Genomic DNA, 13344 nt, shown 5'->3' on the forward strand with positions numbered 1-13344 from the left:
TCGTCACGATTCGCGCGCGGCGTGGTTACCCCGTTGTTCTGAATGCTGCGCTGTTGATCGCGCATGGTCGGCCCCGTATTTGGTTTTTTGGCGGATGGTACCAAACGCGTTGTCGAATACGCTCCATCGTGAATCGAAAGCCGTCGTTCGGAACCTTGCTGCTCGTTATATCGGCAGCCGGGTCGCATTCTGTAGGGGCCGTGCAGTCGCGGCGCGCACGGATCGAGCACCGGCGCGCGCCGCCGGTCAGTCCGCCGCCTTCTGCCGCATCGTGACGAATTCCTCGGCCGCGGTCGGGTGGATGCCGATCGTGTCGTCGAACTGCGCCTTCGTCGCGCCCGCGCGGATCGCGATCGCGATGCCCTGGATGATCTCGCCCGCGTCGCGGCCGACCATGTGCGCGCCGACCACGCGCTGGCTGTCGCGCGCGACGACGAGCTTCATCAGGGTGCGCTCGTCGCGCCCGGACAGCGTGTGGCGCAGCGCCTTGAACGACGTGCGGTAGACGTCGAGCGCGCCGTGCACGTCCCGCGCGCGCGCCTCGGTGAGGCCGACCGTCGCGACCTCGGGCTGGCTGAACACCGCCGACGGCACCCATTCGTGATCGGCCGCGACGCGCCGCCCGCCGAACAGCGTCAGCGCGAGCAGGCCGGCGTCGCGCGTCGCGACCGGCGTAAGCTGCGGCCGCGACGTCACGTCGCCGATCGCGTGGATCGACGCGACCGACGTCGCCGAATACGCATCGACCGCGATCGCGCCGCGCGCATCGAGCGCGACGCCCGCCTGCTCGAGCCCGAGGCGCTCGACGTTCGGCACGCGGCCGGTCGCGTAGAGCACCGCGTCGTACGGCCCGTGGTGCGCGCCGCCGACGCGCACCGCGAGCGTGCCGTCGTCCGCGCGCTCGATCGCGTCCACCTGCGCGCCGGTGTGGATCGTCACGCCCTGCTTCGTCATTTCGTCGGCGAGGAACTGCCGGACGTCGTCGTCGAAGCCGCGCAGGATCTGCGCGCCGCGATAGAACAGGTCGACGCGGCTGCCGAGCCCGTTGAAGATGCCCGCGAACTCGACCGCGATGTAGCCGCCGCCGACCACCGCGACGCGCGCCGGCAGCGTCGCGAGCGACAGCGCCTCGCGCGACGTGATCGCATGCTCGATGCCGGGCAGCGGCGGCAGCGACGGGCGCGAACCCGTCGCGATCGCGATGTGGCGCGCGGTGACGCGGCGCTCGCCGAGCGCGACCGTGTGCGCATCGACGAGCGTCGCGCGCGCCGCGTGCATCTCGACGCCGGACTGCCGCAGCAGGTTCACGTAGATGCCGCTCAGCCGGTTGATCTCGCGATCCTTCGCGGCGATCAGCGCGGGCCAGTCGAGCGTGCCGGCGCCGAAGGTCCAGCCGAAGCCCTGCGCGTCCTCGACTTCATGCGGGTAATGCGATGCGTAGACGAGCAGCTTCTTCGGAATGCAGCCGCGCAGCACGCAGGTGCCGCCGATCTGCTCTTCTTCCGCAATGCCCACGCGCGCGCCGTATTGCGCCGACATCCGCGCCAGCCTGACGCCGCCCGAGCCGGCGCCGATCACGAACAGGTCGTAGTCGAATTCCATCGCATGCCCTCATCGAGTTCGGATGACGGCACGATAGCAAGATTCCGGTTTTCCTGCGGCGCGCGGCGCCCGCGCATAAAAAAACGGCGAGAGACCTTGCCTCTCGCCGATCAATCCGGCTGCCGGGTTCGCCATGCGTCACCGATCGACCGCATGCCCGGCCCGCCGGCTGCGCGACGCCGGCTCGCCCGTCCGCGCGGCTTGCGCCGGCGCGGCCGAGCCGGCCGCCATGCTCATGCCTGCGACGTGTCGCCGCCGTCGGTCGCCTGCGTGTCGTCTGCCGCTTGCTCGGGCTTCTCTTCCTTCTTCTCGAGCATGCCTTCGAGCGCTTCCGCGCCCTTGAAGCCCGCGACGGCCGCCGCCGCCTTGGTCAGGAGACCCGCATCCGGATCGACTTTCTCGGCCGCCTCGACGGCTGCCACGGCGCCCGCGATTTCGCCAACGGTGTTCAGGATACCCATCGCCTTCTCCTTTCAGGAAACTCGTGAAGCGCATCGTTCCACGAAAAAAATCCGGCTGACAGCGTTTGTCATCACCGGATACACAATTTACCGAGCGCGCCGGCAGGCGGCGAGCGATGCATGCAGCTTAGCGGAACGCCTGCGCGCGCACTGTAAAAGACTGTTCCGGAATGCCGACGAACGGCTTACGGGTCGCGAGTCGGGTGCGTCGGGCGCTTCGTGCGGACGAAAAAAAAGAGACCCCCGCAGGGATCTCTTCGTCGCGAGCCGGACGTTGATCCGGCGCAGGCGATTCGTCAGAAAATATTGCGCAGGCCGATCGCGATGCCGGTCTGGTTGCTGCGGCCCGGCAGCTGGACGTTGGCCGCGCCGTTCGTCTTGTTGAAGTCGACCGTGCCGTAGACTTCCGTGCGCTTGCTCAGCGCGTACTCGGCGATGCCGACGATCGCGTAGCGGTTGCCGCTCGCGAGCGTGCCGTTCGCGGTCATCGCGTTGCGCATGTGGTCGTAGTAGAACGCGCCCGTCAGCGTCAGCGGCGCGCTGACCTGCCAGCTCACGCCCGCGAACGGACCGTCGTCGATCCGGCCCGTGCCTTGCGCGACCGTAATATTCTGCTGCGCGAGCAGGCCGTCGACGAAGCCCGTGTCGTCCTTCGAACGCAGGTAGCCCGCGTAGACCTTCACCTTGCTGAACGCGTAGACGACGTTCGCGTGATAGATCGTCTGCTTGCGCGCCGAGTTGTTGCTGTTCTGCTGCGCGCCGGCCGCGATGCTGAGCGGGCCCATCACGTACGACAGCGAGAAGCCCCACGCATTGCCCTTGCCGAGCGAGCCGGGGATCTGGCCGGAGAAGCCGGTCGCCGAGTTGTCCTTATAGTTGATGCCGGTCGAGTACATCGCGGTCGCGGTCAGGCCGCTGAACGTGCCCGTGTACTTGATCTGGTTGTCCGCGTACAGCCCGCCGCCGAGCGCGACCGGCAGCCACGCGTTCTCGAGGTAGTTACCGACGGTCAGCGGATCGTAGGTGTCCGACAGCAGGTCGAACAGCGGCGTCTTCTGGCGGCCGAGGGTCACGGTGCCGTACGGGCTCGACAGGCCGACGTACGCGGCACGGTTGAAGATGCGACCACTATCCGCGAACGCGCCGTTCTGCAGGTTCACGCCGCTCTCGAGCTTGAACAGCGCCTTCATTCCGCCGCCGAGGTCTTCCGTGCCGTAGATGCCGAAGCGGCTGTTCGTGATCGCGCCGTTCGTCATCGACAGCAGGCCGTCGTTCTTGGCGTTCGCGTTGGTCAGGTAGCGGACGCTGACGTCGGCGACGCCCCACAGCGTGACCGAACTTTGTGCTGCCGCGTATTGGCTGGCGAAGGCCAGCGCGGCGCCCCCTGCGAGTGCTGCGAGTCTGGTGGTCTGCTTCATGAGCGATCCCTTATTTGTTGGTGTCTCCGTACATTGCCGGCCGCGTGCGCAGCCGGGTGACGGTCGCGCGCGCTCTTGGCGCGCGCGACGTGGCGAGAATCATAAGATGAGTCCGAATCGCGAAAGAAATTGAAATGCGTGGTAACGGTTCGATTGTCGTCAGCGCACAACGCCCCGGCGCGCGGGGCTTGCGCGACGGGCCGGCCATTCCGCAGGAATCCGTCACGATTCGGGCAGTCGGCGGGGAGATCGATGGGAGCGAGCGGGAATGCGATTGACGCAGCGCAGCAGACAGGCCGCGACACGGCGAACGAGACGGCAAGCCAATGACGCGGCGACGTGACGGGCGCGGACCGGTTCCACTCCGGCACCGGATGCCGCGCCGCAGCACGGCCCCGCCCGCGCGGCGCCGTCAGCCGGCCGCGCCGGCGCCCGCGTCGGCGCGCCGCCACGCGCGCCGCACGATTTCGGCGAACGCGCCCGCGAGCAGCAGCACCGCGCCCCACAGCGCGACGTCCGGCACGAGCCGCGTGACGAGGCCGCCGGCCACGGCGCCCGCGAGAAAGCAGAAGCTGATCGTCGCGAGCAGCGCCGAATCATGCAGCGCACCGGCGTCGTAGCGCGGAATCAGCCCGACGAACAGCTTCTGCGCGGCGCGCCGCAGGTTGCCGGTCGTCATCACGGACGTGTACGACAGCGCCTCGAGGTGCGTGAACGACAGCGTCTGCAGCGTCGCGACGAACGAGATGCCGGGAATCAGCCACGCGCTCGACGCGCCGACGACGCCGCTCGCGGCGATGCCGAGAAACGCGATCTCGACGACCAGGCTCGCGAACGCGGTGTGCCGCATCCAGCCGCGCTGCGCGGCGAGCCCGAGCAGGTGCGCGACGAACACGGCGATCACGAAGCCGACGAGCGGCGGCACGTGGTGCAGCGCCGCGGCCCACTCGCCGGCCGACAGGTTGATGCCGAGCAGCGCGACGTTGCCCGTCATCGTGTTCGCGAACACGTGGCCGTGGCCGACGTACGTGTACGCGTCGAGATAGCCGCCGGACAGCGTCAGCAGCGCGGCGACCGTCAGATTGCGGCTGGCGCCGTCGAGATCCATCGATCGTCCAGTTGCGTGGCGCGCGGGGAGGCTCAATTCTTCTTCAGATAGCAGGCCTTGAGCATCACGCTCATTCCGTCGACCTTGCAGTCGACCTCGTGATCGCCGTCGACGAGGCGGATGCTCTTCACCTTCGTGCCCATCTTCAGCGTGACCGACGAGCCCTTCAGCTTCAGGTCCTTGATCAGCACGACCGAATCGCCGTCGGCCAGCACGTTGCCGTTCGCGTCGCGAATGACGCGCGCCGCGTCGTCATCGGTCGCCGCCGGTGCGGCGCTCGACCACTCGTGGCCGCAGTCGGGGCAAATGAAGAGCTCGCCGTCGGGGTAGGTGTTTTCCATCGCGCATTGCGGACAGGCGGGAATCGTCGACATGATGCTGGGTCCTGCTGATTGAAAGCCGGCAGTATACCGGCCCGTTGCGCGGCCCTACCCTGTCTGTCTCAATGCGGAGCCGAATGTCGCCTGCAGGCCGGGGCGCTCACTGCCCGAAGCCCGTCAGCCCGATCAGCGCGCCGGCCGCGAGCAGCCACAGCGGATGGATGCGCGTGCGGTAAGCGAGCACCGCACACGCGGCGGTGATGCCCCACTGCACGGCCGTATGGTTCGACGCGTCGGCGATCAGCACCGCGCTCGCGACGACGAGCCCCGCCGTGACGGGCACCATGCCCTGCTGCACGTAGCGCCGCCACGGCCGGTTGCGGAAGCGCTCCCACGCATGCAGCGCGAGCACCGTGACCACCGACGACGGCCCGAACTTCGCGAGCGTCGCAACGAGCAGCCCCGGCCAGCCGGCCACGTGCCAGCCGACGAGCGACACGATCATCATGTTCGGCCCCGGCGCCGCCTGCGCGAGCGCGAACAGCGCGGTGAACTCGGGCGCGCTCATCCAGTGGTGCACGTCGACGACCTGCCGCTGCATCTCCGGCAGGATCGTATTGCCGCCGCCGAACGCGAGCAGCGACAGTTGCGTGAAGATGGTCGCGAGCGCGAGCAGCGTGTCGTTCATCGCGCGCCTCCGTCATGCGGGCCGCGCTGCTGCGCGTCGTGCGGCGCAGCGGGCGCGGCGGCCGGTGCCGCGGCCGATGCGGCACCGCGCCGCGCGGCGAGCCACACGCTGAGCGGCGTCAGCACCAGCATCGTCGTCAGCAGCGGAATGCGCAGCACCGCGATCGCGACGAACGCCAGCGCCGCGATGCCCGCCGCCGCGCGCGCATGCCGCAGCGGCTTCGCGGCCTTCACCGCCATCGCCGCGAGCAGGCCGGCCGCGGCGGCCGACAACCCGGCGAACAGGTGCCGGACGGCCGGCTCGTTCGCGGTTTTCGCATACAGCACGCCGAGCGCGACGACGACGAGCGTCGGCCCCGCGATCAGCCCGAATATGCCGGCGAACGCGCCCGGCACGCCGCGAAAGCGCATCCCGACCGCGACCGACAGGTTGATCACGTTGCCGCCGGGCAGGAACTGGCACAGGCCGAGCAGATCGGTGAACTCGTCGGCGGAGAGCCACTTGCGCTCCTCGACGATCGTGCGGCGCGCGAACGGCAGCGCGCCGCCGAACGACATGAGGCCGAGGGACAGGAAGCCGGTGAACAGCTCGGCGAGGCCAACGTCGCGCGGCGCGCCGGCGGGCAGCGGGGAAACGGATTGCATGGGAGTCCTCGATAAACGACAAGTCGAGATTACCGCCGCGCGGCCCGCCCGCAAAACGATTTTATCGGCGCTCGCTTGTGATCTAGAATCACAAGCATGGCACGCGACCTCCCACCCTTTTCCGCGCTTCGGGCCTTTGAAGCCGCGGCACGACACGAAAGCTTCAGCGCCGCCGGCGACGAGCTGCATGTGACTCATGGTGCCATCAGCCGGCAGATCGCCGGGTTCGAGGCGTGGCTCGGCCGGCCGGTGTTCCACCGCATCGGCAAGCGCGTGAAGCTCACCGACGAAGGCCGCCAGTACCTGGACACCGTGCGCGCCGCGTTCGACAGCATCGCGCTCGCGACCGAGCGGCTGCGGCGCACCGGCGCCGCGCGCGTGCTGCGCATCAACGCGCTGCCGACCTTCGCGATGAAATGGCTGCTGCCGCGCCTGTCGCGCTTCCAGCGCGACGTGCCGAACGTGGAGCTGAAGCTGTCGACGTCGAACGCGCCGCTCGACATGCTCGACGGCTTCGACGTCGCGATCCGCCGCGGCCCGGGCCACTGGCCGAACTGCGCGAGCGGCCGCTTTCTCGACGAAAGCGTGATCCCGGTCTGCAGCCCCGCGCTGGCGAAGCGCCTGCCGATCGCGCGCGCCGACGACCTGGCGCGGCACGTGCTGCTGCATTCGGATACGCGCCCGGAAGGCTGGCGCGACTGGTTCGCGGCCGCCGGCGCGACGATGAAGGGCCGCAAGCGGCAGTCGTTCGACCATTTCTACCTGGCGCTGCAGGCGGCGGTCGACGGGCTCGGCGTCGCGCTCGGCCCGCTGCCGCTGATCGACGACGAGCTCGCGAGCGGCCGGCTCGTGATGCCGCTCTCCGGCCCGCGCATCGCGACGCGCAGCTATTGGTGGATCACGCCGCGCGAGCACGCCGGCGAGCCGGTCGTCGCGCAGTTCTGCGCGTGGCTGGAAGCGCAGGCGAACGCCGGCGCGTGACATGGGGTGAAATGGAGTGAAGCGGCAGGCGGCGCGGCGCCGCCCGCGCCGTGATTCGTCCCCGTCCATGACGGGCAAGCGCCGGGCGTCAGACCACCGGCCCCGGCTCCTTTTCCTTGCGCAGGATCGCGTAGAGGAGGATCGCGCCGAACGTCGCGGTGCCGATCCCGCCGAGCGCGAAGCCGCCGAACTTCAGCGAGAAGTCGCCCGCGCCGAGCACCACCGTGACGGCCGCGACGATCAGGTTGCGGTTGTCGGAGAAATCGACCTTGTTGACGACCCAGATGCGCGCGCCCGTCACCGCGATCAGCCCGAACACGACGATCGACACGCCGCCGAGCACCGGGCCCGGAATCGTCTGGATCACCGCGCCGAACTTCGGCGAGAAGCCGAGCCCGATCGCGATCAGCGCGGCCACGACGAACACGAGCGTCGAGTAGATGCGCGTGACGGCCATCACGCCGATGTTCTCCGCGTAGGTGGTCACGCCCGTGCCGCCGACGCTGCCCGACACGATCGTCGCGAGCCCGTCGCCGATGAACGCGCGGCCGACGTAGCGGTCGAGGTTCTGGCCCGTCATCGCGCTCACGGCCTTGATGTGGCCGAGGTTCTCCGCGACGAGGATCACCGCGATCGGCGCGAGCATCAGCATCGCGTGCGGATCGAACGCCGGCGCATGAAAGGTCGGGATGCCGAACCACGCGGCATGCGCGACGATCGAGAAGTCGATCGGCTTGCCGAGGCCCATCCCGTTGGTCGCGACCGCGTAGATCGCGTAGGCGATCATGAGCCCGACGAGGATCAAGAGGCGCTGCATCATCCCCCGCGCGAACACCGCGACGCCGCCGACCGACAGCACGGTGACGAGCGCCATCGCCGAATCGAAGGTCGACGCGGACACGCCCTTCACCGCGATCGGCGCGAGATTCAGGCCGATCACCGCGACGATCGCGCCCGTGACGACGGGCGGCATCAGCGCCTCGATCCAGCGCGTGCCGACCGCCGACACGATCGCGCCGAGCGCGACGTACACGACGCCGCACGCGATGATGCCGCCGAGCGCGACCGGGATGTTCGGGTTCGGGCCGCTGCCGCCGTAGCCCGTCACCGCGATCACGAGGCCGATGAACGCGAAGCTCGAGCCGAGGTAGCTCGGCACCCGGCCGCCGACCAGCGCGAAGAACAGCAGCGTGCCGACGCCGGACATGAAGATGCACAGGTTCGGGTCAAAACCCATCAGGAGCGGCGCGAGCACGGTCGAGCCGAACATCGCGACGACGTGCTGCACGCCCATCGCGATCATCTGCGGCCACGACAGGCGTTCGTCGAGGCCGACGACGCGCGCGGCCGCGCCGGGCGGTTGCACCCGCCAGCGCGGGAAATAGGAATCGGACATCGGGACACGCTCCTGTCTTGTCGGTCGCCGGCTGCGGGGGATGCGCCGGTCTGGAATCTGGCGCGAAGTGTACGGAGCGGGGGTGGTGCTGGCAAGCGGCCGGACGACGGCGTTCGAGCCAATTCGCCACTGCAAAATCTGACTCGTCCCATTCACGGCGGCGGCCAGGCTCCCTAAAGTAGCAGCACTGCCGTGCACCAGGCGCGGCAGTGTCCTGCACTCTCCGTTGGCCGTTCGCGCTTCCCGCCCGAACGGCCTTTTTTTGGGTCCTTGCAGATGAGCGTGAAGGCGGCGCCCAAAAGAAAAGCGGCGCCCGAAGGAATGGACTGGTCGGGCAACCAATCAGACGATTCCAACGAGCACCGCTTTCATGGCCGAACGCGCGCCGGCACGCCTTTTCCTGTCCAGCTGACGCGGGACGCCGCGCCGCGCGATGCGAGCGTGCGCTCGCATCGCGTCCGGCGCGGGCTGCATTACGGATTGATGTACTGGAACAGCGACAGGTTCTGCATTTGCACGAAAGCCTTCTGCGCGCCGGTCAGCGCGTTCTGCAGCTGCGTGAACTGGCTGATCGTCGACACGATGTTGGTGCTCGTCAGGTCCGCGAGATTGCTGGAAACCTGCAGCGAGTTGGTCTGCGTGACCGCCTGCATCGCCTTGATTTCCTGCTCGCGGCCGCCGACGTCCGCCTGGATCGTCGTGACGTTGCGCATCGTGTTGCCGAGCTTCGTCGCGCCGGCCGTCATCGCGTTCTTGAGCGTCGCCATGGCGACCGGGTTGTTGACGGAAGGCGTCTTCAGCGCGGCGACGATCGCATCGAGCGTCGAAAACACGTCGGCGCCGCCGGGGGCCTGCGGCGCGGGCGATACCGTGAACGAATCGTTGTTCGCGGGCGTGCCGGACACCGCGACCGTCATGCCGCCGCCGAGCGCGATCGGCGCGCCGGCCGTGTACGGCTGCGCGGCCGTCGTCGACGGCGGCACAACCGTGTTGTCGGTCACGGTGTAGGTCAGCGCGCCGGCGGGGCCGCTGAACGCGATCGCGAACTGGTGGTTGTTGGTCGCGGCCGACGGGCTCGTCACGGTGACGGGGCTGATCGTGCCCGTGCCGGTGTTCGACGCGCTCCCGGCCGGCACCGGCTGGCTGCCGAACGTCGGCACCGACATGAACACGGCGGCGCCGTTGTCGCCCTGCGACAGGCTGCGGGAATCGGCGATCTGCACGTTGCGCGTGCCGGTGTCCCCGACGTAATTCACGCCGCCGCCCGCCTTGTTCGTGAACGGCTGGCTGCCGTTCTTGAAGCCGGCGAACAGGTAGTTGCCCGCTCCGTCGTCCGAGTTCGCGATCGTCAGCAGCTGGTCGCGCGCGCTCTGGACCTGCGTCGCGAGCGCCGAGCGGTCGCTGTCGGACAGCGAGCCGTCGCCCGCGCGCACCAGCGTCGACTGGATGTTGGTCAGCACGTTGTTGACGCTCGACAGCGCCTGGTCCTCGGCCTGCAACGACGCCAGCGCCGCGCTCTGGTTGCTCGTGTACTGCGACAGCGTCGCCGACGTCATCGACAGCTGCACCGCCTGCGCGGCGCCGACCGGGTTGTCCGCGGGCGTCGTGAGGCTCACGCCGCTTGACAGCTGCTGGTACAGCTGCGCGAGCTGCGCCTGCTGGTCGTTCATCGTGGCGACGTTCAGCTGAAAAAACTGGGCGCTGGAAATTCGCATCGCTTCAATCCTCGAAATCCGGTCAGTTGAACAGGCCAAGCACGGTCTGGAACAGCGTCGACGCCGTCTGGATCACCTTCGCGTTCGCCTGGTAGAGCTGCTGGTACTGCATCAGGTTGGCCGCTTCCTCGTTCTGGTTCACGCCCGACACTTCCTGCTGCGCCTTCGTGATCTGGCCGACGAGCGCGGTCTGCGCGGCGCTCGACGACTTCAACTGGCTCGCGGTGTTGCCGATCCCGTTCACGTAGTTCGCATACGCGCCGGTCAGCGTCGTCGTGCCGCCGCCGAGCGTCTTCGCGGTCACGAGCTGCGCGAGCGCGAGCGCGTTGCTGCCGTCGCTGGTGCCGCCCGAGTACGGGCCAATCTTGAAGGTGTCGCCGGTGCTCGGCGTGCCCGACAGCGTGATCGTCACGCCGTTGATCGCGCCAGGCGCGGCGCCCGTCATCGTCATCGTCGCGCCCGTCGCCGGGTTGTACGGCACCGTCGTCGTCGGGCCGGCGATCGGCACCGTGGTCGGCGGCGAGCCCGCGATCGTCACCGTCGTGCCGGCGGGGAAGCCGGACAGCGTGTTGGTCGTCGCGTCGTAAGTCAGCGTCGTGCCGCCGGCCGGAATCTGATAGCCGGCGGTCACCGCGCCTTGCGTGATCTTGCCGGTGCCCGTGTTGGTCCCCGACGCCGACACGGCGACCGGCGACGCCGCCGCGATCGCCGAGCCGTTCGCGGTCGCGAGCGAGAACCCGCCGAGCGCGCCGCGCGTCGGCAGCACCGTGAACGAATCGCCGGCGTTCATCGTGCCGGACGAGAACGAGAAGTTCAGCCCGCCGATCGAGCCCGGCATCGACGTCGACGTGCCGACCACCGAGCCGTTCGCGCGGTCCGTCAGCGTGTACTTGGCGCCGTCGTACGACAGCGAGTAGTCGCTCGTCGTCGGCTGCGAAGGGTTCGCGAACGACACGTTGAGCGTCGCGTTGCCGGTGTTCGCCTGGTTCGCGTACACCGTCGGGCTGCCGGTCGAGAACAGGTTGCCGCCGGGATTGCCCGACAGGTCGACGCCGAGCGCGTTCTGCGCGTTGACCTGCGCGGCGAAGCTGGTCGCGATCGCGCCGAGCTGCGCCTGCGCGGGGTCGAGCGTCTGGCGGCGGAACGCGAGCAGGCCGCCGAGCGTGCCGCCCGACAGCGACGCATCCGGCAGCGCCTGGTTCGGTCCCGGCGGGTTCGCGCCGGCGATGCCCTGCGACACGACGGACAGCTCGCTCGGGTCCGACGACGACGTGACGGCCGCGAGCGTGTAGCTCTTGTCGGCGACGACGAGCGGCTGGCCGCCGGCCATGAACACGCTGTAGCCCTGGTCGTTGCGCACGACCTGGATGCCCGCGAGGCTCGACAGGTTCGACACCGCCTGGTCGCGCTGGTCCATCAGCTGGTTCGGCGGCTGCCCCTGGCTGCCCGCCGTCGCGATCTGCTGGTTCAGCTGCGCGATCTGCGTCGTATACGTATTGATCTGCGCGACGGTGGCGGACAGCTGCGTGTTCACGCTCTGGCGCAGCGCGTCGTATTGCGCGCCGGCCGCCTTCAGCTGGTCGGCCAGCACCTGCGCGTTGCTCATCGCGGTCTGCCGCACCGACGTGTCGGCCGCCTTGTTCGCGACGTTCTGCAGCCCGGTGAAGTAGTTGGTGATCGCGGTCGAGATCCCGGCCGTCGGGCTGCCGACGTAGTTGTTCAGCTGCGCGACGAGCGTATTCCAGGTCGACAGCGCGCCGCCCTGGGTCTGCGCATTGTTCAGCTGGTCGCTCAGGTACTGGCTGTACTGGCGCTGGACGGTGACGGTGTTCACGCCCTGCGGCAGGTAGCCGCTGCCGGTGTACTGGCCGCTCGCCTCCGCGTAGACCGGACGCTCGATCGTGTAGCCGGGCGTCGCCGAGTTGGCGATGTTGTTGCTGGTCGTCGTCAGGCCCCAGATGGCGGCGTTCAGGCCGCTGATACCGAGGTTCATGAGTGTATTGGACATGCGCGATCCTGAAGGGTCGGCCGCGCTGCGGCCGCCGGGTTGCGTGACTCCCGGTATAACGGCCGCGGATCGAAAAAATTGAGGGGAAAATGCGGGCCGCCGTGCGCAATCGCAGCGGCCGGCCGGGGCGCGCCCCGCCGACCGGCGGGCGCGACGAACGACGTCAGGCGCGCGCGAGCTGGCGGCGCTTCATCTCGAGCTGGGTGATCAGGCGCTGCAGCGTGTTCTCGGCGCTGCCCGGCAGCGACATGAAGCGAAAGCCGAGCTGGTAGCGCCGCGTGCCGTTCGGCACCTCGGTCGAGCGCTGCGACACGAGCTGCAGGTCGAGCGACAGCTTGCCGTGCCCGTTCAGCTCCAGCTCGACGTCGGGCAGCACCGTGCCGAGCTCGAGCGCCGCGACGCGCTCGTCGGCCGTGCGCAGCCCGACCCCGCCGAGCGACAGGTTGTGCACCTCGAACAGGAAGCTCTCGCCGTCCGGCAGCTTGCCGCGGCACAGGTACGGATCGATGATCGGCGCGTCGACCCGGAAATATTCGCGCCGCTGGATGCAGTACAGCACGTCGGGAAAGTCGGCCTCGAACGCGGGCAGCCCCTCGTAGCGGGTCTCGCGCGGCGCGCCGGTGCCGAACTCGACGCGCACGCCCTCCGGCGCGGCCGAGAACCTGCAGTGCGCCGCGGCGAGGATGCCGCTGTTCTGCTCGGCGAGCGCGCCCCAGTCGAACGTGAAGGTGCGCGCGCCGACGTCGACCTCGAGCAGCCGGGTGACGAGCTGGCCGCCCGGGTACTCGACGGTCAGGAAATCGCCGCGGTTCACGAGGTTGCGCAGCTGCACGCCGATTTCCAGCGGATTGCGGCGGGCGTAGTCGGGCCCGGAGTGCCCCGCGTCCTGGCTCGGGTCCATCGACAGTTCGATATTCATGGCTTGCCGGTCTTTCTTGTCATGAGCGCCCGGGAACCGGTGCGCAAAAAACCGGGCCAGATTGCTGGCCCGGTCGCAGGTCTC

The 13344-nt window shown here is 69.0% G+C and carries 12 protein-coding genes; 1 reads left to right on the forward strand and 11 read right to left on the reverse strand.

Annotated elements, in window-relative coordinates; translation table 11 throughout:
- Positions 1 to 246: 246 nt before the first annotated feature.
- The 7 genes from gor to KY49_RS21365 all read right to left on the reverse strand — a co-directional run bounded on the left by gor (position 247) and on the right by KY49_RS21365 (position 6241).
- Positions 247 to 1602 carry a glutathione-disulfide reductase gene (gor, locus tag KY49_RS21335; RefSeq protein WP_042586493.1) on the reverse strand — a complete coding sequence of 452 codons (1356 nt, stop codon included), beginning with the start codon at positions 1600 to 1602 and terminating at the stop codon, positions 247 to 249.
- 233 nt (positions 1603 to 1835) lie between these two features.
- Complete coding sequence (locus KY49_RS21340) at positions 1836 to 2063, reverse strand: hypothetical protein (RefSeq protein WP_042586494.1); 228 nt, start codon at positions 2061 to 2063, stop codon at positions 1836 to 1838.
- 296 nt (positions 2064 to 2359) lie between these two features.
- The gene (locus tag KY49_RS21345; protein ID WP_042586495.1) at positions 2360 to 3481 is read right to left on the reverse strand and encodes a porin; all 1122 of its coding nucleotides are present in this window, start codon (positions 3479 to 3481) and stop codon (positions 2360 to 2362) included.
- 412 nt (positions 3482 to 3893) lie between these two features.
- Positions 3894 to 4589 (reverse strand): YoaK family protein, encoded by a 696-nt coding sequence (locus tag KY49_RS21350; protein WP_042586496.1) that lies wholly within the window; start codon positions 4587 to 4589, stop codon positions 3894 to 3896.
- Positions 4590 to 4621: 32 nt separating this feature from the next.
- Entirely contained in the window at positions 4622 to 4963 is a 342-nt protein-coding gene (locus tag KY49_RS21355; RefSeq protein WP_042586497.1) for a zinc ribbon domain-containing protein YjdM, read from the reverse strand.
- A gap of 106 nt (positions 4964 to 5069) precedes the next feature.
- On the reverse strand, positions 5070 to 5597 hold the full coding sequence (locus KY49_RS21360; protein WP_042586498.1) for a chromate transporter: 528 nt from the start codon (positions 5595 to 5597) through the stop codon (positions 5070 to 5072).
- Entirely contained in the window at positions 5594 to 6241 is a 648-nt protein-coding gene (locus tag KY49_RS21365) for a chromate transporter (protein ID WP_042586499.1), read from the reverse strand. Before KY49_RS21365 ends, KY49_RS21360 begins: the two co-directional genes overlap by 4 nt.
- A gap of 96 nt (positions 6242 to 6337) precedes the next feature.
- Between KY49_RS21365 and KY49_RS21370 the strand changes: the two genes are divergently transcribed.
- The gene (locus KY49_RS21370) at positions 6338 to 7222 is read left to right on the forward strand and encodes a transcriptional regulator GcvA (protein ID WP_042586500.1); all 885 of its coding nucleotides are present in this window, start codon (positions 6338 to 6340) and stop codon (positions 7220 to 7222) included.
- A gap of 88 nt (positions 7223 to 7310) precedes the next feature.
- On the opposite strand, the gene KY49_RS21375 is transcribed toward KY49_RS21370, so the two are convergent.
- The 4 genes from KY49_RS21375 to KY49_RS21390 all read right to left on the reverse strand — a co-directional run bounded on the left by KY49_RS21375 (position 7311) and on the right by KY49_RS21390 (position 13260).
- The gene (locus KY49_RS21375) at positions 7311 to 8618 is read right to left on the reverse strand and encodes a solute carrier family 23 protein (protein ID WP_042586501.1); all 1308 of its coding nucleotides are present in this window, start codon (positions 8616 to 8618) and stop codon (positions 7311 to 7313) included.
- Positions 8619 to 9091: 473 nt separating this feature from the next.
- Positions 9092 to 10333: a flagellar hook-associated protein FlgL gene (gene flgL / locus KY49_RS21380; RefSeq protein WP_042586502.1), complete on the reverse strand. Its 1242-nt coding sequence runs from the start codon at positions 10331 to 10333 to the stop codon at positions 9092 to 9094.
- 22 nt (positions 10334 to 10355) lie between these two features.
- Positions 10356 to 12341 carry a flagellar hook-associated protein FlgK gene (gene flgK, locus KY49_RS21385; protein WP_042586503.1) on the reverse strand — a complete coding sequence of 662 codons (1986 nt, stop codon included), beginning with the start codon at positions 12339 to 12341 and terminating at the stop codon, positions 10356 to 10358.
- Positions 12342 to 12504: 163 nt separating this feature from the next.
- Positions 12505 to 13260: a flagellar brake protein gene (locus KY49_RS21390; RefSeq protein WP_042586504.1), complete on the reverse strand. Its 756-nt coding sequence runs from the start codon at positions 13258 to 13260 to the stop codon at positions 12505 to 12507.
- Positions 13261 to 13344 lie beyond the last annotated feature (84 nt).

Source organism: Burkholderia sp. MSHR3999, assembly GCF_000833595.1.
Taxonomy (GTDB): Bacteria; Pseudomonadota; Gammaproteobacteria; order Burkholderiales; family Burkholderiaceae; genus Burkholderia; species Burkholderia ubonensis.

Bases quoted from the DNA above. Each gene is read 5' to 3' on its own strand.
- KY49_RS21345 (WP_042586495.1), bottom strand. From the start codon at position 3,481: ATGAAGCAGACCACCAGACTCGCAGCACTCGCAGGGGGCGCCGCGCTG.
- KY49_RS21370 (WP_042586500.1), top strand. From the start codon at position 6,338: ATGGCACGCGACCTCCCACCCTTTTCCGCGCTTCGGGCCTTTGAAGCC.
- gor (WP_042586493.1), bottom strand. From the start codon at position 1,602: ATGGAATTCGACTACGACCTGTTCGTGATCGGCGCCGGCTCGGGCGGC.
- KY49_RS21360 (WP_042586498.1), bottom strand. From the start codon at position 5,597: ATGAACGACACGCTGCTCGCGCTCGCGACCATCTTCACGCAACTGTCG.
- KY49_RS21340 (WP_042586494.1), bottom strand. From the start codon at position 2,063: ATGGGTATCCTGAACACCGTTGGCGAAATCGCGGGCGCCGTGGCAGCC.
- flgL (WP_042586502.1), bottom strand. From the start codon at position 10,333: ATGCGAATTTCCAGCGCCCAGTTTTTTCAGCTGAACGTCGCCACGATG.
- KY49_RS21355 (WP_042586497.1), bottom strand. From the start codon at position 4,963: ATGTCGACGATTCCCGCCTGTCCGCAATGCGCGATGGAAAACACCTAC.
- flgK (WP_042586503.1), bottom strand. From the start codon at position 12,341: ATGTCCAATACACTCATGAACCTCGGTATCAGCGGCCTGAACGCCGCC.
- KY49_RS21375 (WP_042586501.1), bottom strand. From the start codon at position 8,618: ATGTCCGATTCCTATTTCCCGCGCTGGCGGGTGCAACCGCCCGGCGCG.
- KY49_RS21350 (WP_042586496.1), bottom strand. From the start codon at position 4,589: ATGGATCTCGACGGCGCCAGCCGCAATCTGACGGTCGCCGCGCTGCTG.
- KY49_RS21390 (WP_042586504.1), bottom strand. From the start codon at position 13,260: ATGAATATCGAACTGTCGATGGACCCGAGCCAGGACGCGGGGCACTCC.
- KY49_RS21365 (WP_042586499.1), bottom strand. From the start codon at position 6,241: ATGCAATCCGTTTCCCCGCTGCCCGCCGGCGCGCCGCGCGACGTTGGC.